Source organism: Mesorhizobium sp. A556, assembly GCF_054489545.1.
This window is the reverse complement of the sequence record NZ_JBTMXA010000012.1, coordinates 103,853-129,725: the sequence shown is the minus strand read 5'-3', so window position 1 is coordinate 129,725 and position 25,873 is coordinate 103,853. Positions and strand designations below refer to the sequence as shown.

The following is a 25,873-nucleotide window of genomic DNA, read 5'->3' as shown; positions in this document are numbered from 1 at the left end:
AGCTCGTCAGGCTCATAACCTGAAGGTCGTTGGTTCAAATCCAACCCCCGCAACCAAATCATAAAAGCCCGCCAGATAAACCTCCGGCGGGCTTTTTGCTGTTTGTGCAGCAATCCCGTGCGGCCAAGTTGCACGCACGCAAAAAAGTTATGTAACAAGCGGCTTACGGATCGGCGTTGCAGAGCATGATATGGCAGCAGCCGCTGCCGTGCCCCGGCGTCCACGTGATATTGTCGAAGCGTATGCCCGGCGCTTCGAACAGGCCCCGGTCGAAAGCTCCGGCAATCCGGCAAAGCGTCGCCAGCTTTTCGTCATCGACGCCGGCTTCCGCCCAGGCATCTTTTAGCGGACAGCGCTTTACCTTGAACGTGATGCGGTCGTCACCTCGCTCCACGTCCGTCGGATACATGCGGCCCCCGTCCGGGCTGACGGAGAGGAAGGCCTCGCCGATGGCGCGGGCGTCGTTTGGCCCGAACCTGGAGAAGGCTGCCGCCGCGACCTCCCGTCCCCGCTTTTCTATGGCCCGGATCATCACCGCCTCGGCACGAGCGGCACCCATTTCCTGGGTCAATTCCTCCAGCATCAGCCGATAGAGATCGGCGCGGTTCTTGAATGCCGAATCCAGTTCAAGCGCGAGTTTTTCGGCCCGTTCGTCGTTGTCTGTCATCTCGGCTCCAAATGCTATTTATCGGTCTAATCGTGGGACCGCCGCGACCAAGGCTTGCGCTACCTGCGACCGCGGCGCGTCGATCACCTCGGTCGCGCTGCCCGTTTCCACGATCTTACCGGCAGCCATGACCGCAACGCGGTGGGCTATTGCGCGAACGACCGCCAGATCGTGTGAAATGAAGAGATAGGCGATCCGTTCCTCCCGTTGCAGATCGAGAAGCAATTCCAGAATCTTGCCGCGCACCGATACGTCCAGCGCCGAAACGGCTTCGTCGAGGACAATCAGCGCCGGATTTGTGGCGAGCGCACAGGCAATTGCGACGCGCTGTCGCTGGCCTCCGGAAATTTCATGGATCGCCCGACTTGCCAGTGCCGGCGTAAGGCCGACGCGTTCCAGCAGTTCTTCGATCCGTCGAGGCCGCTCTGGGGACCGACATTGCGTGTGGATGCGCAACGGCGCATACAGCACCTGGCGAACCGATGCGCGCGGATTGAAGGCGGCGAGCGGCTCCTGAAACACCATTTGCAGCCTTGCACGGCGCGCGCGCAAAGCGGCTCCGCGCAACTTCAACAGGTCGTCGTCTTCGAAGTGAATGGCGCCCGCGTCAGGCTCGACCAGCCGCAGCAGCAGTCGCGCGACAGTAGATTTTCCGCTGCCGGAAGGGCCTGCAAGCGCCAGCGTTTCGGCAGGTTCTATGTGAAACGAAATGCCGTCGACCGCGCTAACGGTCCTGCCAGCGCTGGAGAAACGCTTGGTAAGGTCCTTAACTGTAAGTAATGGCTTATTCATACGTCAGGCACGCGACTGCAGGAGCAACGGCTTCGTGCCGAGGCCGATATGGGCATCGAGCAGCGTCTGCGCATAGGCACTGCGCGGTGCGCGTATTACCTGTTCGGTGTCGCCGAGTTCGACCAGTTCGCCGTGGCGGAACACCGCGATCCGCTCGGCAAGGTTGGCGGCGAGGGCGATGTCGTGGGTAACGAACAGCAGCGCCATACCGTCTTCTGCGACCAAGCGGCGGATGAGCGAGACGATCTCGGCTTGCACGATGGTATCGAGCGCGCTGGTCGCTTCGTCGGCAATGAGCAGGCGCGGGCCGGCGGCTATCGCTGCAGCAATTGCGGCGCGCTGTCTTTGGCCGCCGGAAAATTGGTGTGGAAAGCCATGCATGGCCGAATCCGGGTCCGGAATGTGGACCCGTTCCAGCAATTCCCTTGCCCGCGCATAGGCTTGCCGCCAGCCGAGACCGAGATGCGCCCTCGCGACTTCCGCGATCTGCCTGCCAATCGGCATGACCGGGTCGAGGCTGGCTGACGGGTCCTGGAAAATGAAACCGATATCGCGCCCGCCTTGTGGGAGGTGGTCGAAACCATCCCATTCGATAGTACCGGAAACGCTTGCGGTGTGCGGTAACAATCCGGCAAGCGCCAAGGCCAGCGTGCTCTTGCCCGATCCGCTTTCGCCAATGATCGCTAAGCGCTCGCCGGCCTTGAGTTCGAGATTGATTTCGCTTAGCGCGGTGATCTTCGTGCCGTCGCCCTCATAGGTAACGGACAGGCTATTTATATAAGCGAGAGCTTTCTTTTGCAGATCGGTCATGACAGGCCGCGCCGGATTGCGGTCGCCTCGACCACGCCTTCGCCGGCCAGATGGACGCCGAGCACCGTGAACACCAGCGCGATGCCCGGCACGATCGACAGGAACGGCGCGGAACGGAGCACGGTGCGGCCTTCCGCGATCATGCCGCCCCAGGTGACGCGGTTGGGATCGCCAAGGCCGAGAAAGGAAAGTGCGGCCTCGGTCAGGATGGCGCCGGCGACGATGATCGAAGACAGGGCCAGGACCGGCGGCAGCGCGTTCGGCAGGATTTCGCAAAAGGCGATTTCCAGCGGATGCATGCCGACGACGCGTGCCCTGGCGACATAGTCGCGCTCGCGGATCGACAGGACTTCGGCGCGCGCGATGCGGGCCGGACCGGTCCAGGCAGACAGCGTGATCGCCACGACGACCACGGTAAGGGAGGGGCCGACGACGCTGACGAAGGCCAATGCCAGCAGGAAGCCCGGCACCGTCTGGAACGCATCGGTAATGCGCATCAGCACCTCGTCGATCAGGCCACCGGCGAAGCCTGCCAGCGTACCGACGATTGCGCCGACGATGAGGGAAGCGGCGGCGGCGGCGAGCCCTACCACCAGCGAGGTGCGCGCGCCGTGGAACAGTTCGGCCAGCACGTTTCGGCCGAGGCGATCGGTGCCGAACGGCATCGTCCAGTCCTGAAAGGGTGGCAAAAGGGCAGGGCCGGCGATGGCCTGCGGATCGCCGGGAAAGAGAAGCGGTGCTGCGAGAGCCATGGCGAGCAAGGCAGCCAGGATCAAGGCGCCCGCGACCGCTTCGGGTTTGCGGAAAAATCGCCGATAGCGGCTCATGCGGCAGCCTCTCCGGCGCCGACGCGCGGATCGAGGAAAGCGTAGGCGATGTCGACCAGCAGGTTGATGAGCACAACCAGCACGGCGCTGGTCAAGATGATGCCGAGCAGCAACGGCGTGTCGCGCGCGGTAACGGCTTCCTGCGCCAGCCGGCCCAGGCCGGGGACCGCAAATACGCTTTCGATGACGACGCTGCCGCCCAACATCTGCGCCGATTGCAGGCCGAGCATGGTAACGAGGGGCAAAAGCGCGTTGCGCGCGACATGGGCCAGCACGATGCGGCCGTGCGGGATGCCCCGGGCGCGGGCGGCGAGGATGAAATCCATGCGCCACACCTCGGCCATGCCGGCGCGCATCATGCGCAGATAGAGCGCCAGATAGATGAAGCCGAGCGCCGCCACAGGCAGCATCAGATGGGTGGCGATGTCGGCTGCGCGGGCAAGGCCGGTACTGGTGGAGGCAATAGTCTCAATGCCGCCGACAGGCAGCCAGCGCAGACGAACCGCAAACAGGACGATCAGCACCAGGCCGAGCCAGAAGCCCGGCACCGCGTAAAGCGCCAGCGAGGCGATGGACAGGAAGCGGTCGCGAAAACTGCCGGGCCTGGCACCGGCATAAATGCCGAATGCCGCCCCGAGCCCAAAGGAGAGCGCGGTGGCACTGCCCATCAGAAGTAGCGTGTTGGGCAGGCGCTCCAGGATCACGTCGCGGATCGGGCGCGAGAAGGCGACCGAGTGGCCAAGGTCGAGATGTGCCAGCGCCCAGACGTAGTTGGCAAGCCGGGTCGGCGCCGATTGATCGAGGCCCCAGCGCTGGCGGAGGATCTCGATCATGCCGGCATCGCCCCCCGTCGAGACGGTATAGGCATCGACGGCGTCGCCCGGTGCCGCTTCGAGCAGGAAGAACGTGCCGACGATGACAATCGCCAGCACGAAGATCGAGCCAAGCAGGCGGCGGCGCAGGAGGGTGAGCGCGCGGGTCATGGGCGGGAGCCGGGCATGGTACGCAACTTGCGCTGTCGAGTTCCTTCGCGCCCCCCTCTGGCCTGCCGGCCATCTCCCCCGCAAGGGGGGAGATCAGTCACGTCAGCTTTGCCGCTAAGCTTGCGACGTCCAAAGTTGGCTAAAACGGGGGTGCAGGCTGATCTCCCCCCTTGCGGGGGAGATGGCCGGCAGGCCAGAGGGGGGCAACGTAGGGCGCTCACGCCGCAAATCCACGGGGCGGGGGCAAGGCCGGTGCCGTTGTGCCTACTCCTCCAGCCACGTATCGGCCCAGTTGGACACGGCCCAGCGCGGATTGTCGGCGATGTTCTGCACCTTGTCGCTGGCCACGCTGATGAAGCTCCATTCGGCGACGTTGATGAGCGGCAGGTCGGCGGCCACTTTCTTCTGGAATTCCTTGTAGAGTTCGGTGCGCGCGCCGGAATCCAATGTCTCCGAGGCTTTTGCGATCAGCGCATCGAGTTCGGCATTCTTGTAGCCGCCCTGGTTGGAAAAGGGCACGCCATCGGGAATGCCGCTCTGCACCAGAATGGTCGTGGAGATGGCCGGGTCGCCGCGAAACACCGGCGGTCCCACCGCCAGGTCGAAGGCATGGTCGGTATAGACGGCTTTCTGGTGGGCGGCAGCATCGTTATTGACCAGTTGCGCATCGATGCCGATGGCCGCCAGCGCCTGCCGGAAATAATCGCCGAACTGCTTCGTTTCATTGAAATAGGGCGCCGGCAGAAGTTTCAGTGAGAAACGGGTGCCGTCCGCACCGCGCTTGTAGCCGGCTTCGTCCAGCAGCGCGTTCGCCTTGGCGACGTCGAACGGGTAAGTCTCGACATCGGGCGTGTAGAACTGCGGATCGTTTTTCGGCACGGGACCGGTGGCAGCGGCGGCATAGCCGAGAAACACCGTCTTGACGACGAAATCCTTGTCGATGCTGTGCGCGATCGCCTGCCGCACCTTCAGGTCGGCCAGCTCCTTGCGGCGATGGTTTATCTCCACCACCAACTGATAGGTCAGGCCCTCATAGCCCTTGCTCACCACCTTTAGGCCGGGCACCTTGGAAATCCGATCGAGGTCGGCCAGAGGCACTGCGGAAAATGCCGCAAGCTGGATCTCTCCGGCCTCAAGCGCGCTCGCGGCCGAGGCGCGGTCGGGCAACACCTGGTAGATGATCTCGTCGAGATAGGGTTCGTCCTTGCCCCAGTATTCGTCATTCTTCGCCAGCCGGTAATATTCGCCGGGCTTGTATTCCGCCAGTTTGAAAGGCCCGGTGCCGACGAGCGCATTGTTTGCCGGGTTATCCTCGATCTTGCCATTGTCGAAGATGTGCTTGGCCACGACGCTCGAGAGTGCGGGCAGCGCATTGCGGATCAACTGGAACGGGGTCGGCTTCGAGAACTTGAACACGGCGGTCAGTTCGTCGGGCGTCTCGACGGCCTCGAGGTCCTTGAACACCGTGCGGCCGAGATTTTGCAGCGGCTTCCACACCTGCAGAGCCGAAAACGCCACGTCCGCCGATGTGAACGGCTTGCCGTCGTGCCATTTCACGCCTTCGCGCAGCTTGAAGGTGGCCGACAGCCCGTCGGCAGCGCCTTCCCAACTGACAGCAAGGCGGGGGGCAAGGCCGTCCTTGCCGCTGAAGTCGGCTTCGGCCAGCGTCTCGATGACCTTGCTTGAAATGAAGAAGATGCCGTTGGAGGCGACGATGGCCGGGTTGAGGTTGCGCGGCTCGGAATCCGCGGCGACCACCAGCCTGCTGCCTTTTCGCGGCGTCTGCGCCCAGCCGATGGTCGGCAGGGCCGTGGAGGCGAGCAGCAGGGCCGAGCCGGATAGCACGGTGCGTCTTGAAATCCTGAATTCCGACATGGCCAACTCCTGTGCCGTCAGCAGACGGCGCACCTGTTTGCGATGCGCAACCTGAGCTGGCCGGCACCTTGCGGCCGGGATTATGACCTTTCGCGCCCATTTCGCCAGAGAAGGAAGTCGCGCATCGGGGCGTGGCGTTGAAAATTCCTTCCGCTGGACCAGTTGCAGACGGCAGCGACGCTCGAAAAGAGCGCTCAGCCACCCTTATTTGCCGCGTCGGCGCAACCCGTCGAAATAGACGATGATGATGATGAGCGCGCCGGTAATCACGCGCTGCCAGAACGAGTTGACGTTCAAAAGGTTGGCGCCGTTGTTGATGGTGGCGAGGATGAAGGCGCCCAGCAGTGGCCCGTGGATCGAGCCGATGGCGCCGAACAGCGATGTGCCGCCGATCACCGACGAGGCGATGGCCTGCAACTCCCAGCCTTCGGCCTGCGTCGGGTTGCCGATGCCGATGCGCGAAGCCAGAAGTACGCCGACGAAAGCCGCGCACAGGCCAGACAGGATGTAGGCCATATAGATGGTGCGCGGTACGTTGACGCCGGACAGGCGCGAGGCCTCCGCATTCGAGCCGACCGAGAAGAGATAGCGGCCCCAGCGGCTGTGGTGCAGGAAGATATAGGAGGGAACGCCGACGAGGATGACCATCCAGAACAGGTTAGGGATGCCGAGAAACGAATTGCGCGAAAACTCCTGGAACGCATCGTTGTTGATCGAGATCGAGTTGCCGTTTGTCATCAGCAGGCCGATGCCGCGCAGCGAGGTCAAGGTGGCGAGCGTGATGATGAAGGGCGGCAGGCCCATTCGCACGATGCCGAAGCCGTGGAAAAGGCCGATGCCGACGCCGACCAGAAGGGTGGCAAGCACCGCCACCCATACCGGCCAGCCGGCCTGGATCATAAGCGCCGGAATGACGGTGCAAAAGCCGACAATCGCGCCTACCGACAGGTCGATGCCGCCGGTGATGATGACGAATGTCTGGCCGACAGCCAGGATGGCGATCATCGAGCCCTGGCGAAGAAGGTTGGAGATGTTGATGGAGGAGGCGAAACTGGGCGTCGCCAGCGAAAGTGCGATCCACAAGGCCGCAAGAAGCAGCAGCAGCGTCAGGCCGAACAGGACGTTGTAATTCCGCTTCGGTTTGGCGGCGGGTAGGGTTTCGATGCTCATTCTTTCGTTCCCCGTATTTTTTCTTTTTGATGGTGCTTGGACGTCAGCCTATGGCCTGTGTCAGGACTTCCTCATGGCTGGCGTCACGAAAGCCGTGGCTGGCCACCAGCCTGCCCGCGCGGAACACATGCAACCGGTCGGACAGTTCATAGACTTCCGGCAGGTAGGACGAGATCAGGATTATGCCTGCGCCTTCCGCCAGAAGCGTGCTGAACAGGCGGTATATCTCGGCCTTGGTGCCGACATCGACGCCGACCGTCGGCTCGTCGAAAATGAACAGCTTGGCGCCATGGTTCAGCCATTTGCCGATGACGATCTTCTGCTGGTTGCCGCCGGACAGGCTGGAGGCCAGCACATTGCGGGTGGGCGTCTTGATGCGAAGGCCCGCGATCTGGCGCTCGGCCTGCGCCTTCTCCTGGGCAGGCGAAATCAGCAGGTTCCTGCTGATGCGCTTGTAGATCGGGAGGTTCAGGTTGAGGCTGACCGGCAGGTTGAGGCACAGGCCCTGGTCGCGGCGGCTTTCCGGCGCTAGCGCCATGCCCAGCCGGATCGCGTCGTGCTCGGAATCGACGGCCACCTCCTTGCCTTGCCAGAAGATGGTGCCCGCGGATTTGCGGTTGCGGCCGTACAGCGTGGTGACGAACTCGCTGCGCCCGGCGCCGATCAACCCGTAGAGGCCGACGATTTCGCCCTCCCTCACCGTGATGGAAACGTCGTCGAAGCCCTTGCCGGATAGGTTCTTCGTTTCGACGATGGCCACGCCGGGTTCGAAATGCTCCTTGTGGTAGATCTGTTCGATCGACCGGTTGATCATCATCTTGACCAGTTCGGCATCGTCGGTTTCGGCGATGTCGCGGGTGCCGACCAGCGTGCCGTCGCGCAGCACCGAAACGCGGTCGGCAAGCTCGAATACTTCTTCCATCCGATGGCTGATATAGACGATGGTGACACCTTCGTCCTTCAGCCGGCGGATCAGCGTGAACAACTGATCCGCTTCCTTGCGGGTGAGGTAGGCGGTGGGTTCGTCGAAGATCAGGAATTTGGTGCCTCGTACGGTGGCGCGGGCGGCGGCGATCAATTGCTGTTGCCCGATGGTCAGGTCGCCCAATTCGACCTGAGCCGGCAGGTCGAAGCCGATGTCGTCGATGATCTTTTGCGCATCGCGGATCATCTTGCCTTTTTGCAGGATGCCGAAGCGAATGGCTTCCTCACCAAGGAACATGTTTCCGGCCACGGTGAGGTGCCGGCACAGCACCATTTCCTGGTGCACGGCATTGATGCCCAGCGCCATCGCTTCGTGCGGCGAGGCGAGGGCCGTCGGTTCGCCTTCCCAGACGATCTCGCCGGATGTGCGCAGGATCACGCCGGTCAGGAGCTTTATCAGGGTCGATTTGCCGGCGCCGTTTTCGCCGACGATGGCGTGGATTTCCCCGGCCTTGAAGGCGAGGTCTATCGGTTTCAGCGCATGGGTGCCGGGGTATTTTTTCTCCAGCCCGCGCAGTTCCAGGATGGTCCTGCCGGGTTGAAGAACGGGGGCTGGATGCAATTCCTGTGCCGTCGGGTTCATGACGATCCTCCCGATTGTTCCGTCTCTCGCCGTTCTTTGATGGAGCATCGGAATGATCCGAAAACCGATTTCACTTTTCGGTCCCATGCTCCAGCGCGGCAATTTCCGGGGCCGCTACAGCCCCGGAAAAGTTCGGCCGGCGCGCTCAGTCGAGCTTCGGATTGAGCAGCGCGTCGATCTTCGGGTCCTTCATGTTCGCCTTGGTGACCAGATTGGCGCCGGTATCGACGAATTTCTCGACCGCTTCGCCCTTAGAGGCGGCGAGCGCGGTCTTGATGCCGTCATAGCCCATGCGGTAGGGGTCCTGCACCACGAGGGCCGAGATGACGCCGTCCTCGAGGAACTTGACCAGTTTTTCGTCGCTGTCGAAGCCGACGAGCGCGACCTTGCCGCCAAGGTTGTTTTCAGCGATCGCTTGGCCGACGCCCTGCGCCATGATCAGGTTGGAGGCGAAAATGCCCTTCAGGTCCGGATTGGCGGTGATGAGGTCGGTGGCGATGTTGAGGCCGGTAGTGGCCTGGCCATCGGCATATTTGTCGGCCACGACCGTCAGGCCCGGATACTTGGCCTTGACCTCCTCAAGGAAGCCTTCGCGGCGCGATTCCAGCGATCCGGCTCCCGGCAGCGCGGTAATGATCGCCACCTTGCCCTCGACCTTGCCGCCGTTCGCGGCCCCGATCGCCTCGGCCAGGCCATCGGCGGCAACCTTGCCACCCACCTTGTTGTCGGTGGTCAGGAACGAGGTGAAGGCGTTGGACTCGGCGCTGGAGTCGATGCCGATGATCTTGACCTTCTTGGCCGCTTCATCGATCGGCTTGCCAAGCGCCTTGGCTTCGGTCGGAGAGATGACGATGGCCGCCGGGTTGCCGGCGACGGCATTTTCGAGGATGGAGATCTGGCCGTTGACGTCCGTTTCGGCCTGCGCGCCGAGTTCCGGCACGTTGACGCCAAGGTCCTCGCCGGCCTTGCGGGCACCGGCCAGCACGATCTGCCAATAGAAGGACGTGGTGTCCTTGACGATGATCGGAATGGTTATGTCGGCGGCAAAAGCCGATCCGGCCGGCACGACACCGGCCAGCATCGAAGCAGCGCCCAGCACTACGAAAGTACGGCGATTAAGCTTTCCATTGAACGATTCCATAGGCTTCCTCCCTAAGGCGCCTGGTGAATTTCGCGAATATTCTATCGGAGCAGGCGCGGCTCAAACAGAATTTTATCGATAAAAAACAGAAATTCCAGTAATTCATTCCTCAGGCTGTGTCGAGAAATTTTGCACAGTCGAGCTTTGGCCAGCGCCGGTTTTCTCCCTTGTGTAATGAAATTTAAATTCCAACGATAGTCAATAGAGAATGAACATTCGATATTGTGTCGCCGCATGGATCACCTCCACCATGCACCTTCCTCGGCATTCGGCTCATTCGCGCACCGCGCCTGTCAGCGGCGCCTGCACCGTCGTGTGCAGACGATATTTTTCGTACGCCTCGGCCGGGACTGGGACATCGAGCAGATCGATGTTGCGGGTCACGCTGGAGGCCTTGGCGGTGCCGATGAGCACCGTCGCCACGGCCGGTTCTTCGAGCGGAAAGCGCATCGCGGCGGCCGCGAGCGGATAGAAGCCTTGCGCGGCGACCGCCTCCATTGCCGCCACTTTCCTCAAGATGTCATCCGACGCGGCCCCATAGTCGAAATTCGAGCCTGGCCTTGCGCCGGTTGCCAATATGCCGGAATTGAACACGCCGCCGATGACCAGCGATGTCTGATCCTTCCTGCACAGCGGGATAAGCTCCGCTTCGGCGGACCGGTCGAGTAGCGAATAGCGCCCGGCCAGAAGGATGCAGTCGAGCGGTGCCCGGTGCATGACGTTCAGGCAGACTTCCACCTCGTTGACGCCGAGCCCATAGGCGGAGATCACGCCGGTCGATTTCAATTCTTCCAGCGCCCTGATGCCGCCGTCGAGCAATTGCCTGAGATGCACTTTGGTCAGTTCGAAGCCGTGGGTGTAGACGCCGATGTCGTGGACGTAGAGCATGTCGATGCGGTTCAGGCCGAGGCGGGCATAGCTTGCTTCGAGCGAACGCATGATGCCGTCGTAGCTGTAGTCGTAGACGGGCTTGAACGGCAGCGGGTCGACGAAGCCGAGATCGGGAACCTGGTCGTTCGGCACCGGCTGGAGTAGGCGGCCGACTTTGGTCGACAGCACATAGTCGTTGCGCGGCTTGTCGCGCAGGTAGTCGCCGAAACGGCGTTCGGAAAGACCGAAGCCATAGTGGGGGGCCGTATCGAAATAGCGCATCCCCGCGTTCCAGGCGGCGTCGAGGGTAGCCATCGCATCCCCGCGCGTAACCGCATTGTAGAGATTGCCCAGCGAAGCGCCGCCGAAACTGTATTCGGTGACTTCGAGTTCCGTCTTGCCGATGCGGCGCTTGTTCATGCGGCCATTCCCGATCGTCGATCTACAAGGTTGCGCCGAGGTGCCACGGCACGAACTCATTGTCGCCGTAGCCGAATTCCTCGCTCTTGGTCTTGCGGCCGGATGCCGTTTCGACGATCAGTTCGAAAATCTCCCGGCCCATGCCGGCGATCGTCTTTTCGCCGGAGGCGATGACACCGCAATTCATGTCCATGTCTTCCTCCATCTGGTGGTACATGGTGGAATTGGTGGCGAGCTTGATGGATGGTGTCGGTCGGCAGCCGAAACAGGAACCGCGCCCGGTGGTGAAGACAATGATATTCGCCCCGCCCGCGACCTGCCCGGTAGCCGAAACCGGGTCGTAGCCGGGCGTGTCCATGAAAACCAGTCCGTTGCCGCTGACCTTTTCAGCATAGGCGAAGACGCCGTTGAGCGGCGTCTGGCCGCCCTTGGCGACGGCCCCCAGCGATTTTTCCAGAATGGTGGTCAGCCCGCCGCGCTTGTTGCCGGGCGAGGGATTGTTGTCGATGGATGCGCCATGCTTGGCGACATGGGCTTCCCACCATTTGATCAACCCGTCGAGTTTCGCGGCAATTTCGGGCGTGGCGGCGCGCGCGCCGAGCAGATGTTCGGCACCGTAGATTTCCGTGGTTTCGGACAGGATGCCGATGCCTCCGACGCCCGCCAGAATATCGACGGCAGCGCCTAGCGCCGGATTGGCGGTGATGCCGGACATGCCGTCCGAGCCGCCGCATTGCAGGCCGACGACGATCTCGCTGACCGGGATCGGCTCACGTTCCAGGTGGCCGATTTCCTCGGCGATCTCGGCCAGCACGCCAAGCGCCTGTTCCACCGATTTGCGTGAGCCGCCGGCGTCCTGAATGTTGAAATGGCGCTTGCCGGCTGCCACCCCCCTTTGTCCGTAGAGCGTAAGCTGGTTGACCTCGCAGCCGAGCCCGACCATGAGCACGCCGCCGAAATTGGGATGGCGCGCATAGCCGGCCAAGGTGCGGTGCAGGGCCATCATGCCGTCGCCGGTCGCGCTCATTCCGCACCCCTGGCCGTGGACGATGGGGACGAAGCCGTCGATGCCGGGATATTGCGGCAAAAGCCTGCGGTTGGCCTCGTCGGCGATGGCGTGGCAGACGGTCGCGGAACAATTGACGCTGGCAAGGATGCCGACGAAATTGCGCGTGCCGGCGCGGCCGTCGGCGCGGCGATAGCCCATAAAGGTGCGGGTCCGGTCCGCCTCGGTGGCATGCTCGGCTTCGCTCGGCGGCACGACAGGCAGGCGTCCGGCCTCGAAAACCAGGTTGTGCGAATGAACGTGCTGGCCCGGCGCGATCGCCTGGGTCGCGCGGCCGATCGCCTGCGCGTATTTGACCACCGATGCGCCTTCGGCAATGGCCTTGATGGCGACCTTGTGGCCGGGGTCGATCGGCTCCACCGCCACCACGCCTCCCGGCAGGACCGTCCCCGGTTCGAGACGGCCATTGGCGACGGCGACATTGTCTGCCGGAGACAGGAGGATGCAGTTTGCAGCAGTCACTAAGCTATTCCCGGATGGCGTGCAGATTGACACGCGCTGGCTTCTCGTTAATGTCTTTTATCGGGAAAAAACATTTTGCGTCAATTGTTTTTTCCTGCCATGGCGGTTTGAGGGCTTCCGGCCGGCAAACGGGGTTGGGCATGTCGAAGAACAACAATGTCTATAAGGAAGCCTATAATCGCTGCCTGAGGCTTTTCGACGAGACGAAGAGCCTGCCGTCTGAGCCTGAACTGGGTGCGGCGCTCGGTGTCAGCCGCACCACGGTGCGCGCCATTCTCAAGCGAATGGAAGAAACCGGGTTGATCGCCTGGAACAAGCGCACCAAGACCGTGCTGCGCGAGACGCGCGAGGACGATTTCTTCTCCGATTCCGAAACCGACACGCTGTCCCAGATCATCGAGCGCAGCTTCATGCGGCGGCTGCTGGAAGGCGGTGCGGAGGTTGGCGCGCAGATCAACGAACTGGAACTGGCGCGCGAAATTGGCGTCGGCACCACCAGCGTGCGTGAATTCCTGATCCGCTTCAGCCGCTTCGGCCTGATCGAGAAGCGTCCCAACAGCCATTGGGTGCTGAAGGGCTTTACGCGGGCATTTGCGCTGGAACTGACGGAAATCCGCGAGATGTTCGAACTGCGCTCCGCTGCCGCCTTTGCCGGCCTGTCGCATGACAATCCGGCATGGGGCGAGCTGGAAAGGCTGGAAGCCGATCACCATGCCCTGCAAAAAGACATCGCGGCCCGGTTCATGGAGTTTTCCGAACTGGACGAGCGTTTCCACCGGCTCATTCACAGCGCGTCCCGCAACCGCTTCATCGTCGATTTCTACGATGTCATCGCGATGATCTTTCATTATCACTATCAATGGGACAAGGCGGGCGAGCGCGAGCGGCTGCGCAACGAAGTCGCGGTCGGCGAACACCTGATCTATATCGAAGCGCTCAAGTCGCGCGATCCGGCCAGGGTCGATGCCGCCTGCCGCATGCACCTGAAGTCGGCGCGGCACACGCTCTTGACCTCGATGCCCGATAGTTCGACCGCACGATAGCGCGCGCCGTGATGCCGCAGCGAACTTTTCGCGGTTTTGCACTGGGCGGCTGCATGATAGGAACGCTGGGACCCATAGGAGCACGACGTTGAGCAAACCGCGCAGACGGTGGAGGATGGTGGCGGCCTTTGCCGCAGCCTACCTGCTCGTGCTGCAATCGGTCGCGTCGGCGTTTGCGCTCGGAACTGGACCCACCGCCGCAGCGCTCGACAGCTTCGGCAATGTCATCTGCACGCATGACGGGGCTTCCGAACTGCCGGCAGGCGATCAGCACCGAAAACACATGCCGGCGTGCTGCATGCTGGGCTGCGCCGTCGCCTCTTCGGCGCTCGGCGCGCCGCCGGACCTTGCTTCCATCGATGCCGGACTGTCGTTCCAGGCGGTCGTTTTCCTGCCTTTCACGCCAGCCCATGTCACGGTTGAGCGCGACCGCTCGCCTGCCAATCCGCGCGCACCACCGCTCGCCTGAGGTCTGCTGCGCCTGGCGGAACCTTTCGCCCGCCTTTTCATCCAATGACTGAATTCGTTCGCGGCCGCATAACGGCGCGAATCCGTATTGACGGAGCCATCATGTTTCATTTGCCTGGCGCGCGCCTTGCCGCGTCCCCCATGACCTTTCAGCGAAGCCTCGGCATCGCCGTCTTCGTTCTTGCCCTGCTGTTTTCCAGCGCCCACGCGGTTTTCGCCCATGAATTCAAGGTGGGCGACCTTGAGATCGACCATCCCTGGTCGCGCGAGACGCCCAATGGTGCACGCGTGGCTGGCGGTTATTTCACAGTGAAAAACACCGGCAGTGCCGATAGGCTGATCGCGATCACTTCCGATATTTCGGCCAAGGCCGAGATCCATCAGATGACGATCAGCGATGGCGTCATGACCATGCGGCAGGTCGAGGGCGGCCTGGAAATTCCGGCGGGCGGTTCGGTCGCGCTGGACACGGGCGGTTACCATCTGATGTTCATCGACTTGAAGCGCCAGCCGAAGAAAGGCGAGAGCTTTCCCGCTACGCTGACCTTCGAGAAGGCCGGCAGCGTCACCGTCGAGTTCGCGGTCGAGGGACTGGGCGAAACGGGCGGCATGAGCATGGAGCACGACCATGCGAACTGACGCTTTGCCCGTATCCCGCGGCGAAGGCCGGGGTTTCAGCTTCGCCCTTGCTGTTGGTGCTTTCCTTGCAGCGGGCACGATAGGTGCTTCCGCCCATGTCACACTCGAAACGCAGGAAGCAGCGGTCAGCTCGACCTACAAGGCGGTCGTTCGCGTGCCGCATGGCTGCGAAGGCAAGGCGACCACGGCCATTCGCGTAAAAATGCCGGAAGGCTTCATCGCCGTGAAGCCGATGCCGAAACCCGACTGGGAAGTCGAAACCGTCAAGGGCGCCTATGCCAAATCCTACACGCTGTGGGGCGAGGCGGTCACGCAAGGCGTCACGGAAGTCGACTGGAAGGGCGGCAATCTACCGGACGAATTCTACGACGAATTCGTCTTCCGGGGTACGTTCGCGGACAGCCTGACGGCAGGCGAAACGCTGTATTTCCCCGTCGTGCAGGAATGCGGCGAAGCGACAGACCGCTGGATCGAGATTCCGGCTGCGGGGCAGGACGCGGACGCGCTGGAATCCCCGGCGCCGGGCGTAAAGCTGCTGCCGAAGGAATAAATTTTCCCGGCGGCGCCTTTGATTGAAGGCGCCGCTTCGGGAGGGGGCGGTATGAGCACTATCCAGCGATCAGGCCGACTATTCCGGGCGCTCCGGAAATCTGGAACGGGTGTGTGCCGGGCAACCGCATGCCTGCTTTGCCTGTTGTGGGTGCTTGCCGCTCTGGCTCTACCCGCCCCCGCTTTTGCCCATGCGGCGCTGATCGGTACGGAGCCTGCCGATGGTGCTGTGCTGGCGCAAAGTCCGGACCGGTTTTCGCTGACGTTCAGCGAGCCGGTTTCGCCGCTGGTGCTGTCGCTGGTCAAGCCCGGTGGCGGCACCGAGGCGTTGACGTCGTTTCGGCTCGATGGCCAGACAGTCGAAATCGACAACGAGCAAGAACTCGGGAAAGGAACCTATGTGCTGAGTTGGCGGGTGATTTCCACCGACGGCCATCCGGTGGCCGGCTCTCTCCTGTTTTCCATAGGTGCTGCCGGCACCGCGCCTGTGGCATCCGAACCTGTCGACTGGTCGTTGCGATCGGCCATCTGGCTTGCCAAAGTCTGTCTCTACATCGGCCTATTAATCGGCGCCGGCGGCGCATTCGTGCTTTGCTGGCTGTCGCCGGAACGTGCTGCCGGAAAGCGCTTCCTCGCTGCGGCGCTGTGGGGCGGTATCGTTGCGGCGGTGGTGTCGCTTGGTTTCCAGGGGCTGGATGCGCTTGGCCTGCCGCTTGCGCGAATTGCCGAACCGCTGGTGTGGAAGACCGCCCTTGGCACCACATTCGGCTGGACGGTGGTGATTGGGCTTTGCGCGCTGGGGCTTGGCCTGCTCTCCCTAATCGTGCCTCGTCTCTTGGCAAAAACCCTCTCCCTTGTCGCCCTGGTGGGCGTCGGTGTTGCGCTTGCCGCCAGTGGCCACGCCAGTGCCGCCGAGCCGCAATGGCTGACGCGGCCGATGGTGTTCCTGCATGGCGTGGGCATCGCCTTCTGGGCGGGCGCGCTTATCCCGCTGGGCTTGGCTTTGAAGGGCAGGACCGTGGAATCCGGTCTTTTCCTGCGGCGGTTTTCGAAAACGATCATGCCTGTCGTCGTGGTGCTGGCGGGAGCGGGGATCGTTCTCGCGGTCATCCAGGTGCAGACGCCGTCGGCTCTTGTCGCCACCGCCTATGGCCGGCTGCTGTTGGTCAAGCTTGGGCTGCTGGCGGTTCTGTTCGCACTTGCCGCCTTCCACCGCTGGCGGCTGACCGCTCCCACTGAGGCCGGCGATGAGGCGGCGCGGAAAAAGCTGGTGCGTTCAATCGGGGTTGAGGCGGCTATAGTGCTGGCGATCTTCAGCGTCGTCGCCGGCTGGCGCTTCACGCCGCCGCCCCGCGCGCTGGCGATTGCCGCCGCGCAACCTGCCTCGATACACATCCATACGCTGAAAGCGATGGCGGATATTTCGATCACCCCTGGCCACACAGGGCCGGTTGCCGCCTCGATCTTCATCATGAGCGGCGATTTCGGGCCGCTCAATGCCAAGGAAATGACGCTTGTCCTGTCGAAACCCGATTCCGGCATCGAGCCGCTGAAGCGCCCGGCGAAAAAAGCGGGTGACGGCACTTGGCGGGTCGATGATCTCGTCATTCCGCTGCCCGGCAAGTGGACGGTGGGGCTCGATATTCTGGTTTCCGATTTCGATGCTGTGAAGATCGAAGGGCCGATCGACATCCGGCCGTGACCTGTGCGGGGAATCGGTCTAATCGATTGAATGAATGCGCCGCTGACTGGCCTTCCATGTTGACGAAGCCGGTGCGCAGGGTCGATCATGGCATTCAGCGGCGAAGAACGAGCAATCACAGGCAGGAATGACATGACGGAAAAAGCCGAAATCGGCCTGATCGGGCTTGGCACGATGGGTTCCAACCTGGCGCTCAACATCGCCGAAAAAGGGCACCGCATCGCCGTTTTCAACCGCACCGCGGCCAAGACCGACGCCTTTGTCGAGAACGCCGGCGCGCTGCGAAGCATGGTGGTGCCGTGCAAGAGCCTTTCCGAACTGGCCGATGCCATCCGACCGCCGCGCCCGGTCATCATCATGGTGCTGGCCGGTCAGCCGGTGGACGAGCAGATTGCCGCGTTGCGCGGTGAACTTGCCGCCAACGATATTATCATCGACGCGGGCAACGCCAATTTTCGCGACACGATGCGGCGCTTCAAGGAACTGGAAGGCTCCGGCCTGACCTTCATCGGCATGGGCGTGTCTGGCGGCGAGGAGGGCGCGCGCCACGGCCCGTCGATCATGGTCGGCGGCACGGAAGCTTCGTGGAAGCGCGTCGAGAAGGTCATCACCGCCATTTCCGCCAAGTTCAAGGGCGAGCCATGCGCTGCCTGGCTAGGCACCGACGGTGCCGGGCATTTCGTGAAAACCATCCATAACGGCATCGAATATGCCGACATGCAGATGATCGCCGAGATTTACGGCGTGCTGCGCGACGGGCTTGGCATGGGGCCAAAGGAAATCGCGCCGGTGTTTGCCGGCTGGAACAAGGGGCGGCTGGATTCCTACCTGATCGAGATCACCGCCAAGGCGCTCGAAGCCGACGATCCGAAGACCGGCAAGCCGGTGGTCGACATTATTCTCGACCGGGCCGGCCAGAAGGGCACCGGCAAGTGGTCGGTGATCGAGGCGCAGCAACTGGGCATTCCAGCGACCGCCATCGAGGCGGCTGTCGCGGCGCGCGTGCTGTCGTCGCTGAAGGACGAACGCGAGGCCGCCGAAAAGGCTTATGGCAAGCTTGAGGTGAGCCGGATTTCCGGATCGAAAGACGATTTGCTCAAGGATCTTGAACTGGCGCTGTTTGCCGGCAAGATCGCGGCCTACGCGCAGGGTTTTGCGGTGATGAGCGGCGCATCGAAAGCGTTCGGCTGGAACCTGCCGATGCCGACCATCGCCAGGATCTGGCGGGCCGGCTGCATCATCCGCTCGCAGATGCTGGATACGATGGCCGAGGCTTTTGGCAAGGGTGGCGCCGAGGTCAACCTTTTGATGGCTCCGGCCTTCGTCGACATGATGAAGGAAGCGCATCCTTCGCTGCGGCGCATCGTTGCGCGGGCGGCGGAAGCCGGCCTGCCGGTGCCGGCGCTTTCCTCGGCGCTCGCCTATTTCGACGCCTATCGCCAGGGGCGCGGCACCTCCAACCTGATCCAGGCGCAGCGCGACTATTTCGGCGCGCACGGCTTCGAGCGCATTGACGGGGCGGGCGCGTTCCATGGCCCATGGGGCGGCGCACAAGGCTGAGCCTGCCAGAGCCAGCACCGTCCCGTTCATTCAATAAGGAAAGAAAATGGCCTATACCCCTGCGGAAAATCGCTACGACACCATGATCTACAATCGCTGCGGCCACTCCGGCCTCAAGCTGCCGGCGATCTCGCTTGGCCTATGGCACAATTTCGGCGGTGACACGCCGCACGAAAAGAAACGGGCGATTGCGCGAAAGGCCTTCGATCTCGGCATCACGCATTTCGATCTCGCCAATAATTACGGTCCGCCGCCCGGATCGGCCGAAACGGCGTTCGGCGAAATATTGCGCACGGACTTCGCCAATCATCGCGACGAACTGATCATTTCGAGCAAGGCCGGCTACGATATGTGGAAGGGGCCTTACGGTGAATGGGGCAGCCGCAAATATCTGCTTGCGAGCCTCGACCAGAGCCTGAAGCGGATGGGCCTCGACTATGTCGACATTTTTTATTCGCATCGCTTCGATCCCGAGACGCCGCTGGAGGAAACGATGGGCGCGCTCGACCAGGCCGTACGTTCAGGCAAGGCGCTTTATGCCGGCATCTCGTCCTATAATTCACAGCGTACCCGTGAGGCCGCAGCCATTCTCAAGCGGCTTGGCACGCCGTGCCTGATCCACCAGCCGAGCTATTCCATGCTCAATCGCTGGGTCGAGGAGGACGGCCTGCTCGATACGCTGGAAGGGCTTGGCGCCGGTTCCATCGTGTTCTCGCCGCTGGCGCAAGGCATGCTGACGACCAAATATCTGCACGGCATCCCGGAAGACAGCCGTGCCGCGCAGGGCAAGTCGCTGCGTCAGTCCTTCATCAGCGAGCAGGCGCTCACCAACATCAAGGCGTTGAACGCCATCGCCGGGCGGCGCGGCCAGAGCCTGGCGCAGATGGCGCTGGCCTGGGTGCTGCGCAAGGGCCGTGTAACCTCGGCGCTGATCGGGGCGAGCCGGCCGGAGCAGGTGGAAGACTGCGTCGGAGCATTGAAGAACCTTGACTTCAGCGATGCCGATCTGGCCGAGATCGACACATATGCCCACGACAGCGGTATCAATCTCTGGGCGGCTTCCGCCGAATTGAAAGGACCGGTGCGGAAGTAGGGGCCACCGTCCGGCCGCCGTGCCAGAGAGGATTTGATACCTTTTACGTGGCGGCAATCAAGAGGGCAGGCGGGGAACTGCGCCGGCACGGTAGCAAAAGGGGACGTTCATCGCTATTTCATGGGGGCCCGGAAAAACGGGCGATGATCAAGATCGAAGGCAGGGATCATGGCGGCAAGGAATGCGCTGACGAAAAATCAGACATGCGTGCTGGAAAAGCTTGAAGCCGCCGGCGCGCCGCTCAGCGCCTATACCTTGCTCGACCAGTTGCGCGAGCAGGGGTTTCGCGCGCCGCTTCAGGTCTACCGGGCGCTCGATACGCTGGTGAAGTCGGGGCTCGTGCATCGGCTGGAAAGCCTGAACTCCTTCGTCGCCTGTGTCGAGCCGCACGACCACAGCCATTCGATGACCGCCTTCGCCATCTGCGACATATGCGGCCAGGTGACCGAATTTTCCGATCCCGACGTCGGCCACCATCTGGATGAGTGGATGCACTCGACGGGTTTTTCCGCCAAGAAAGCCGTCATCGAGTTTCGCGGCACCTGCGCGAAGTGCCAGGTCGAGGCGGCGTAAGCGGCGGCTCGGCCAGCTACGGACGCCGCCCGGATTCCTGCACCAGTACCTCTCGCAGCACCTGGAACGACTGGTCATCCAGCATTTGCGAGACATTGAACCGCATATAGTTCGTGGCCGATTGTGAGGGGCTGAAGGCATTGCCCGGCGCCAGCACGATTTTTTGCTGGAGTGCCGCGCGGGCGATGTCTGCGGCATCGACGCCACCCGGCAGGCTGCACCATAGGAACATGCCGGCTTGCGGCTCGATCCAGGGCGCTATTCCGAGCGTTCTCAGTTTTGCCGAGACGTCGAACATGGCGCGCGCGAGACGGCTGCGCAGGCCCTCCAGATGCTTGCGATAGCCGCCGTCGCTCAGGGTCTTCAGGATCAGTTCGGCGGCAAGCCGCCCGCCGCCGAACGACGTTGCGATCTTGAGATCGATCAGGCTTTCGATCCATTCGGGCCTAGCTGCCACGAAGCCGCAACGAACCGAAGCGGACAGCGTTTTTGAGAAACTGCCGATGTGAATGACGCGATCCAGCCCGTCGAACGCCGCCAGGCGCGGGGCCGGGCTGTGCTCGAAATCGGCGAATATGTCGTCCTCGATGATGGTCAGCGCGAACTGGTCGGCAAGCTTGAGCACCCTGTGGGCAACGACCGGAGACAGGATCGCACCGGTCGGATTGTGGATGGCCGAATTGGTCAAATAGAGCCGCGGCCTGTGTTCGGAAAGGACGGCGGCGAACTGGTCGATGTCCGGACCGGCGGGGGTGTAGGACACGCTGACGATCTTGGCGCGGTGTGCGCGCAAAAGCGCCTGGAAATTGAAATAGCAAGGATCGTCCACCAGCACCGTGTCGCCGGGTTCGAGCAACATCCGGCAAAGCAGGTCCATCGCCTGGGTACCGGACTCGGTCAGCATGATCTGGTCCGGCGAGCACTCCATGCCTTTCTCCGCCATCCGGCGGGCGATGAGCTGACGCAGCGGCGGGAGACCCAAGGGAGAGCCGTAGTCACCCAGTGCGGGAACGTCCGCCCGCGACAGCGACCGCAGCGCCTTCCTGATGCCCGCTTCGGGCAACCACGATGTCGGCAGCCACCCGCAACCGGGTTTCATGGTGCTGTCGCTTGTCTCCAGCGATTGCCTCGAAATCCAGAAAGGATCGATGACCCGGTCCAGCTTCGGGCCGATTTCCGAAAGGGACAGGGGAGCCGTCAGGCCGGCGACATAAAAGCCGGAGCCGGGCCGGGAATGGATGACGCCTTCGGCGGCCAGCCGCTCATAGGCCTCCACCACCGTCGAGGTCGACACGTTCAACATGACGGCCAATCGCCGGATCGACGGCAGTTTCGCGCCTTGGGTCAGGCTGCGGGCGGCGGTGCGCTGCCGGATCGCGGCCATGACCATGGCCACCCGACTGGTTCCAGCCGCCTGCTCATCCATCTGTACTGCACCTTGCACCATTACAGTTTGGCGAAAGTGTACCGGACTGTCACTGGTAACACCAGCGGCCGCCATGGATAAGAGCGGCGCAATTGAAGGAGCGTGCCATGGACCGGATTAAAAGCGGGTGGACCAACGGTCTCATCGGCGTCGTGATCTTCAGCGGGTCGCTGCCCGCCACGCGCGTGGCGGTGATGCAGATCGATCCCGTCTTCCTGACCGTCGCCCGTGCGGCGATTGCCGGCGTGCTGGCTCTTTGCCTGCTGCTGGTGTTCAAGGAGAAACGCCCGTCGCGTGGCGACATGCTATCGCTGATCGTCGTCGCATTGGGAGTCGTGGTCGGCTTTCCCCTGTTGAGCGCGCTGGCGCTTCAGCATGTGACATCGGCACACTCGATCGTTTTTATCGGCCTTTTGCCGCTGGCGACGGCTATTTTCGGGGTTATTCGCGGTGGCGAGCGGCCGAAGCCGGCATTCTGGTTGTTTTCGGTGCTGGGCAGCGCGCTGGTGGCGGGTTTTGCCCTGACGCAGGGGCTCGCGGCCTCGCCCATCGGCGATACGCTGATGTTGGCGGCCGTCATCGTCTGTGGGCTGGGTTACGCGGAGGGCGCAAGGCTTTCGCGTCGGCTGGGAGGCTGGCAGGTCATTTCCTGGGCACTGGTGATATCGTTGCCGATCATGGCCGTGCTGGCGATGGTTCTCGTTCCCTCGACGTTTTCCGGCATCGAGACGCCTGCCTGGCTCGGCCTGGCCTATGTCTCGCTGTTCAGCATGTTGATCGGTTTCGTGTTCTGGTATCGCGGCCTGGCGCAAGGAGGCATCGCTGCCGTTGGCCAGTTGCAGCTTCTGCAACCGTTCTTCGGCCTGGCGCTGGCCGCGACCCTGCTGCATGAGCCGGTAACCGGGGCGATGCTGGCGGTGACCGTTGCGGTCATCCTGTGCGTGGTCGGCGCGCGCAAATTCGCCAGTTGAACCGGGGCTAACCCTCGAACCACGCTGTCAGTGCGCCTCGTCCCAGTTGGCGGCGGCGCGGGCGTCGACTTGCAGCGGCACGCGTAGCGCGACCGCCGGCATGGCGGCGTTTTCCATCACCGTCTTCACCACCGGCATGGTCACTTCGGCTTCCGCTTGCGGCGTCTCGAAGATCAGTTCGTCGTGCACCTGCAACAGCATGCGCGCCGACAGGCCGGCCTTGGCCAGCGCGCCGTCCATGCGCACCATGGCGCGGCGGATGATGTCGGCGGCCGAGCCCTGGATCGGCGCGTTGATGGCGGCGCGCTCGTTGTTGGCGCGGATCGAGGGGTTGGAGGCGCGGATTTCGGGATAGTGGGCGCGGCGCCCGAAGATGGTCTCGACATAGCCGTTTTCGCGCGCGAACGCCTTGGTCGCCTCCATATAGTCGCGAATGCCCGGAAAACGCTCAAAATAGCGCTTGATGTAGTCGCCGGCTTCCTCGCGGGCGATGGAAAGCTGGTTGGCCAGCCCGAAGGCGGATATGCCGTAGATGATGCCGAAATTGATGGCTTTGGCGCGCCGGCGCACGTCGGAAGGCATGCCTTCGACCGGTACGCCGAACATTTCCGAGGCGGTCATGGCGTGGATGTCGACGCCGTCGGAGAACGCCTGAACGAGCTGCGGGATTTCGGCCATATGTGCCAGGATGCGCAGTTCGATCTGGCTGTAATCCGCCGAAATCAGCACATTGCCCTTGTCGGCGATGAAGGCGGTGCGGATCTTGCGGCCCTCGGCGGTGCGGACCGGAATGTTCTGCAGGTTCGGTTCGACCGAGGAAAGCCGGCCCGTCGAGGTCGCCGCCAGCGCATAGGAGGTGTGGACGCGTTTCGTCTCGGGGTTCACATAGCCGGGCAGGGCGTCGGTGTAGGTCGATTTCAGCTTGGTCAACTGACGCCAGTCGACGATCTTGCGCGGCAGCTCATAGCCCTCGGCGGCCAGTTCTTCGAGTACTTGCGCGGTTGTCGACCATTGACCGGTCTTGGTCTTCGAGCCGCCGGGCAGGCCCATGCGCCCGAACAATATGTCGCCCAACTGCTTGGGCGAGCCGATCGTGAATGTCTCGCCGGCGAGTTGATAGACCTCGTCTTCAAGACCCGCCGCGCGCTGCGCGAGTTCGCCCGACAGCCGCGACAGGATCTGCCGGTCGATGGAGATGCCGCGCTGCTCCATGGCGGCCAGCGTGCGCACTAACGGCCGCTCCAGCCGCTCGTAAACGGAAACCAGACCCTTGGCGGCAAGGCGCGGCTTCAACACATGCCACAGCCGCAGGGCGATGTCGGCTTCCTCGCCGGCATAGGCGGTGGCGCGCTCCAGCGCGACATGGTCGAACGGGACGGCGCTCTTGCCGGTGCCGACGACTTCCTTGAAGGCCATGGCTGCATGGCCGAACCATTTTTCCGACAGCGATTCCAGATTATGGGCGTTGGTGCCCGCGTCGAGCACATAGGAGATCAGCATGGTGTCGTCATACGGCGCTATGTCGAGCCCGTGCCGCTGCAGGACCGTCATGTCGAACTTGGCGTTCTGCAGGATTTTGAGCACCGAAGCGTCGGTGAGCAGCGGCTTGATCGCGGCCAGCGCCTCGCGGACGGGAATCTGGTTCTCCACCAGCCCGCCGCCGAGCAGATCGCCGGCGCCCGATTGGTGCGTCAGCGGCACATAGGCGGCACGGCCGGGCCGGACAGCCAGCGCGAAACCGCACAATTCGGCCTGCATCGGGTCCTGGGTCGTGGTCAGGGTATCGAGCGCGACGATGCCGGCCTCCAGGGCCTCGGCAAGCCAGGCCTGCAGCGTCGGCAGGTCGCGGATCGTGACATAGGCGCTGGTGTCGAACTTGCTGGCGACAGCGGATTCGGCGCGTAGCGCGGAAAGCAGCGATGGCGTCCTGCCTTCCCCGGACCCGGCCGCTGGTGTCGGCTGGCCGGCTTCGTCGCTTGAAGAAAAGAGGGAGGGCTGACCGCTGCCCACATCCGGCCCATGCGCCGTGTCGGCCCGCTCCACGGCAATCTTGGCGGCTTCGATCTCGCCGGCGGCGGTGCCGGTTGCTTCGGCCACCCGGCGCGTCAGCGTGGAAAATTCCATCGTCTTGAGAAAAGCGATCAGTTTCGGGCCATCCGGCTCATGCAGCATGAAACCTTCCAGCCCGTCAGCAACCGGCACGTCGATCTTCAGCGTCACCAGTTCGCGCGAGATGCGGGCCTTGTCGGCATTGTCGATGATCGACTGGCGGCGCTTTTCCTGCTTGATTTCGCCGGCACGCGCCAGAAGCTGGTCCAAATCGCCGAACTGTTCGAGCAGGAGGGCCGCCGTCTTGGGGCCGATGCCCGGCACGCCCGGCACGTTGTCGACGGAATCGCCTGTCAGCGCCTGCAGGTCGATCATCTTTTCGGGCGGTACGCCCCATTTCTCGATGACTTCCGCAACGCCGATCTGGCGGTCCTTCATCGGGTCGTACATGCCGACGGTCGGGCCGACCAGTTGCATCAGATCCTTGTCGGACGAAATGATGGTGGTATCGCCGCCGGCCTCGCAGGCTAGCCGTGCATAGGTGGCGATGAGGTCGTCGGCCTCAAACCCTTCCATTTCGATGCAGGGCAGGTTGAAGGCGCGCGTCGCCTCGCGGATCAGCCCGAATTGCGGGATCAAATCCTCTGGAGGGGCTAACCGGTTGGCCTTGTATTCAGGATAGAGCTGGTTGCGGAAGGTCTTGGACGAATAGTCGAAAATGACGGCGAAATGCGTCGGCACAACGCCGGCGTCGGTGTTGCGGGCATCCACCATCAGCTTCCACAGCATATTGCAGAAGCCGGCGACAGCGCCGACTGGCAGCCCGTCGGACTTGCGCGTCAGCGGCGGCAATGCGTGATAGGCGCGGAAGATGTAGCCGGAGCCGTCGACAAGGAAGAGATGATCGCCTTTTTTCATGGGCGAAGGGATAGCGCGGCACGGCTTCGCGGTCCATGCCAAAGGCGTTTGCAAGCGACGGTTCCGGCAAAATCCTGACAAGCCGGCCGGTAACACGTATGTTACGAACTTGTAATTTTCGTGCCCTTGAATCGCCACCTTCCGGATCACAAATACAAGGCATCGGCAATTATCGCCGAGTCCGGAGCAAGGCCCGTCCCCCGCCTATACCGGACATTGCGGCAGCCTATCC

The 25,873-nt window shown here is 62.8% G+C and carries 22 protein-coding genes; 9 read left to right on the top strand and 13 right to left on the bottom strand.

What is annotated here, in order from left to right; all coding sequences use genetic code 11:
• Window positions 1–163: 163 nt before the first annotated feature.
• The 11 genes from ACX3P0_RS20475 to ACX3P0_RS20425 form a co-directional block, all read right to left on the bottom strand.
• A complete protein-coding gene (locus ACX3P0_RS20475) occupies window positions 164–667 on the bottom strand; it encodes an L-2-amino-thiazoline-4-carboxylic acid hydrolase (RefSeq protein WP_459081296.1) in 504 nt (167 codons plus the stop codon).
• An 18-nt stretch (window positions 668–685) separates the two neighbouring features.
• Window positions 686–1,459, bottom strand: a complete 774-nt coding sequence (locus ACX3P0_RS20470) for an ATP-binding cassette domain-containing protein (RefSeq protein ID WP_459091390.1) — start codon at window positions 1,457–1,459, stop codon at window positions 686–688.
• Between the two features lie 3 nt (window positions 1,460–1,462).
• On the bottom strand, window positions 1,463–2,269 hold the full coding sequence (locus ACX3P0_RS20465) for an ABC transporter ATP-binding protein (protein WP_459091388.1): 807 nt from the start codon (window positions 2,267–2,269) through the stop codon (window positions 1,463–1,465).
• A complete protein-coding gene (locus ACX3P0_RS20460; protein ID WP_459091386.1) occupies window positions 2,266–3,096 on the bottom strand; it encodes an ABC transporter permease in 831 nt (276 codons plus the stop codon). The genes ACX3P0_RS20465 and ACX3P0_RS20460 overlap by 4 nt, the downstream gene beginning before the upstream one ends.
• On the bottom strand, window positions 3,093–4,079 hold the full coding sequence (locus tag ACX3P0_RS20455; RefSeq protein WP_459091385.1) for an ABC transporter permease: 987 nt from the start codon (window positions 4,077–4,079) through the stop codon (window positions 3,093–3,095). The genes ACX3P0_RS20460 and ACX3P0_RS20455 overlap by 4 nt, the downstream gene beginning before the upstream one ends.
• 264 nt (window positions 4,080–4,343) lie before the next feature.
• Window positions 4,344–5,954: an ABC transporter substrate-binding protein gene (locus ACX3P0_RS20450; RefSeq protein ID WP_459091383.1), complete on the bottom strand. Its 1,611-nt coding sequence runs from the start codon at window positions 5,952–5,954 to the stop codon at window positions 4,344–4,346.
• 204 nt (window positions 5,955–6,158) lie between these two features.
• The gene (locus tag ACX3P0_RS20445; RefSeq protein ID WP_459091380.1) at window positions 6,159–7,124 is read right to left on the bottom strand and encodes an ABC transporter permease; all 966 of its coding nucleotides are present in this window, start codon (window positions 7,122–7,124) and stop codon (window positions 6,159–6,161) included.
• Window positions 7,125–7,167: 43 nt separating this feature from the next.
• A complete protein-coding gene (locus ACX3P0_RS20440) occupies window positions 7,168–8,691 on the bottom strand; it encodes a sugar ABC transporter ATP-binding protein (protein WP_459091376.1) in 1,524 nt (507 codons plus the stop codon).
• A gap of 145 nt (window positions 8,692–8,836) precedes the next feature.
• The gene (locus tag ACX3P0_RS20435; RefSeq protein ID WP_459091374.1) at window positions 8,837–9,832 is read right to left on the bottom strand and encodes a substrate-binding domain-containing protein; all 996 of its coding nucleotides are present in this window, start codon (window positions 9,830–9,832) and stop codon (window positions 8,837–8,839) included.
• 273 nt (window positions 9,833–10,105) lie between these two features.
• The gene (locus tag ACX3P0_RS20430) at window positions 10,106–11,122 is read right to left on the bottom strand and encodes an aldo/keto reductase (protein ID WP_459091372.1); all 1,017 of its coding nucleotides are present in this window, start codon (window positions 11,120–11,122) and stop codon (window positions 10,106–10,108) included.
• 22 nt (window positions 11,123–11,144) lie between these two features.
• Entirely contained in the window at window positions 11,145–12,650 is a 1,506-nt protein-coding gene (locus ACX3P0_RS20425; RefSeq protein ID WP_459081286.1) for a UxaA family hydrolase, read from the bottom strand.
• 140 nt (window positions 12,651–12,790) lie between these two features.
• Between ACX3P0_RS20425 and ACX3P0_RS20420 the strand changes: the two genes are divergently transcribed.
• From ACX3P0_RS20420 to ACX3P0_RS20385, 8 genes are all read left to right on the top strand, one after another.
• The gene (locus ACX3P0_RS20420) at window positions 12,791–13,693 is read left to right on the top strand and encodes a GntR family transcriptional regulator (protein WP_459091370.1); all 903 of its coding nucleotides are present in this window, start codon (window positions 12,791–12,793) and stop codon (window positions 13,691–13,693) included.
• A gap of 88 nt (window positions 13,694–13,781) precedes the next feature.
• The gene (locus ACX3P0_RS20415; RefSeq protein WP_459091368.1) at window positions 13,782–14,162 is read left to right on the top strand and encodes a DUF2946 family protein; all 381 of its coding nucleotides are present in this window, start codon (window positions 13,782–13,784) and stop codon (window positions 14,160–14,162) included.
• 101 nt (window positions 14,163–14,263) lie between these two features.
• Complete coding sequence (locus ACX3P0_RS20410; protein WP_459091366.1) at window positions 14,264–14,800, top strand: copper chaperone PCu(A)C; 537 nt, start codon at window positions 14,264–14,266, stop codon at window positions 14,798–14,800.
• Window positions 14,790–15,350: a YcnI family copper-binding membrane protein gene (locus tag ACX3P0_RS20405; protein ID WP_459091364.1), complete on the top strand. Its 561-nt coding sequence runs from the start codon at window positions 14,790–14,792 to the stop codon at window positions 15,348–15,350. The genes ACX3P0_RS20410 and ACX3P0_RS20405 overlap by 11 nt, the downstream gene beginning before the upstream one ends.
• Before the next feature lie 51 nt (window positions 15,351–15,401).
• Entirely contained in the window at window positions 15,402–17,051 is a 1,650-nt protein-coding gene (locus tag ACX3P0_RS20400) for a copper resistance CopC/CopD family protein (RefSeq protein WP_459091362.1), read from the top strand.
• 132 nt (window positions 17,052–17,183) lie between these two features.
• Window positions 17,184–18,611: an NADP-dependent phosphogluconate dehydrogenase gene (gene gndA / locus ACX3P0_RS20395; protein WP_459091360.1), complete on the top strand. Its 1,428-nt coding sequence runs from the start codon at window positions 17,184–17,186 to the stop codon at window positions 18,609–18,611.
• 46 nt (window positions 18,612–18,657) lie between these two features.
• Complete coding sequence (gene mgrA / locus ACX3P0_RS20390) at window positions 18,658–19,704, top strand: L-glyceraldehyde 3-phosphate reductase (protein ID WP_459091358.1); 1,047 nt, start codon at window positions 18,658–18,660, stop codon at window positions 19,702–19,704.
• Between the two features lie 168 nt (window positions 19,705–19,872).
• Entirely contained in the window at window positions 19,873–20,277 is a 405-nt protein-coding gene (locus tag ACX3P0_RS20385) for a Fur family transcriptional regulator (protein ID WP_459091356.1), read from the top strand.
• 16 nt (window positions 20,278–20,293) lie between these two features.
• Here the strand turns inward: ACX3P0_RS20385 and ACX3P0_RS20380 are convergent, their stop codons facing one another.
• Window positions 20,294–21,724 (bottom strand): aminotransferase-like domain-containing protein, encoded by a 1,431-nt coding sequence (locus ACX3P0_RS20380; RefSeq protein WP_459091354.1) that lies wholly within the window; start codon window positions 21,722–21,724, stop codon window positions 20,294–20,296.
• Between the two features lie 86 nt (window positions 21,725–21,810).
• Between ACX3P0_RS20380 and ACX3P0_RS20375 the strand changes: the two genes are divergently transcribed.
• Window positions 21,811–22,674 carry a DMT family transporter gene (locus tag ACX3P0_RS20375; protein ID WP_459091352.1) on the top strand — a complete coding sequence of 288 codons (864 nt, stop codon included), beginning with the start codon at window positions 21,811–21,813 and terminating at the stop codon, window positions 22,672–22,674.
• Between the two features lie 27 nt (window positions 22,675–22,701).
• Here ACX3P0_RS20375 and polA read toward each other — a convergent pair whose 3' ends face one another.
• Window positions 22,702–25,641, bottom strand: coding sequence for a DNA polymerase I (gene polA, locus ACX3P0_RS20370; protein WP_459091350.1), 2,940 nt, complete (start codon window positions 25,639–25,641; stop codon window positions 22,702–22,704).
• Between the last annotated feature and the right edge of the window lie 232 nt (window positions 25,642–25,873).

What these genes read in the sequence shown, in the direction of transcription:
- ACX3P0_RS20475 (WP_459081296.1), bottom strand. Translation starts at nt 667, where the DNA reads ATGACAGACAACGACGAACGGGCCGAAAAACTCGCGCTTGAACTGGAT.
- ACX3P0_RS20470 (WP_459091390.1), bottom strand. Translation starts at nt 1,459, where the DNA reads ATGAATAAGCCATTACTTACAGTTAAGGACCTTACCAAGCGTTTCTCC.
- ACX3P0_RS20465 (WP_459091388.1), bottom strand. Translation starts at nt 2,269, where the DNA reads ATGACCGATCTGCAAAAGAAAGCTCTCGCTTATATAAATAGCCTGTCC.
- ACX3P0_RS20460 (WP_459091386.1), bottom strand. Translation starts at nt 3,096, where the DNA reads ATGAGCCGCTATCGGCGATTTTTCCGCAAACCCGAAGCGGTCGCGGGC.
- ACX3P0_RS20455 (WP_459091385.1), bottom strand. Translation starts at nt 4,079, where the DNA reads ATGACCCGCGCGCTCACCCTCCTGCGCCGCCGCCTGCTTGGCTCGATC.
- ACX3P0_RS20450 (WP_459091383.1), bottom strand. Translation starts at nt 5,954, where the DNA reads ATGTCGGAATTCAGGATTTCAAGACGCACCGTGCTATCCGGCTCGGCC.
- ACX3P0_RS20445 (WP_459091380.1), bottom strand. Translation starts at nt 7,124, where the DNA reads ATGAGCATCGAAACCCTACCCGCCGCCAAACCGAAGCGGAATTACAAC.
- ACX3P0_RS20440 (WP_459091376.1), bottom strand. Translation starts at nt 8,691, where the DNA reads ATGAACCCGACGGCACAGGAATTGCATCCAGCCCCCGTTCTTCAACCC.
- ACX3P0_RS20435 (WP_459091374.1), bottom strand. Translation starts at nt 9,832, where the DNA reads ATGGAATCGTTCAATGGAAAGCTTAATCGCCGTACTTTCGTAGTGCTG.
- ACX3P0_RS20430 (WP_459091372.1), bottom strand. Translation starts at nt 11,122, where the DNA reads ATGAACAAGCGCCGCATCGGCAAGACGGAACTCGAAGTCACCGAATAC.
- ACX3P0_RS20420 (WP_459091370.1), top strand. Translation starts at nt 12,791, where the DNA reads ATGTCGAAGAACAACAATGTCTATAAGGAAGCCTATAATCGCTGCCTG.
- ACX3P0_RS20410 (WP_459091366.1), top strand. Translation starts at nt 14,264, where the DNA reads ATGTTTCATTTGCCTGGCGCGCGCCTTGCCGCGTCCCCCATGACCTTT.
- ACX3P0_RS20405 (WP_459091364.1), top strand. Translation starts at nt 14,790, where the DNA reads ATGCGAACTGACGCTTTGCCCGTATCCCGCGGCGAAGGCCGGGGTTTC.
- ACX3P0_RS20400 (WP_459091362.1), top strand. Translation starts at nt 15,402, where the DNA reads ATGAGCACTATCCAGCGATCAGGCCGACTATTCCGGGCGCTCCGGAAA.
- gndA (WP_459091360.1), top strand. Translation starts at nt 17,184, where the DNA reads ATGACGGAAAAAGCCGAAATCGGCCTGATCGGGCTTGGCACGATGGGT.
- mgrA (WP_459091358.1), top strand. Translation starts at nt 18,658, where the DNA reads ATGGCCTATACCCCTGCGGAAAATCGCTACGACACCATGATCTACAAT.
- ACX3P0_RS20385 (WP_459091356.1), top strand. Translation starts at nt 19,873, where the DNA reads ATGGCGGCAAGGAATGCGCTGACGAAAAATCAGACATGCGTGCTGGAA.
- ACX3P0_RS20380 (WP_459091354.1), bottom strand. Translation starts at nt 21,724, where the DNA reads ATGGTGCAAGGTGCAGTACAGATGGATGAGCAGGCGGCTGGAACCAGT.
- ACX3P0_RS20375 (WP_459091352.1), top strand. Translation starts at nt 21,811, where the DNA reads ATGGACCGGATTAAAAGCGGGTGGACCAACGGTCTCATCGGCGTCGTG.
- polA (WP_459091350.1), bottom strand. Translation starts at nt 25,641, where the DNA reads ATGAAAAAAGGCGATCATCTCTTCCTTGTCGACGGCTCCGGCTACATC.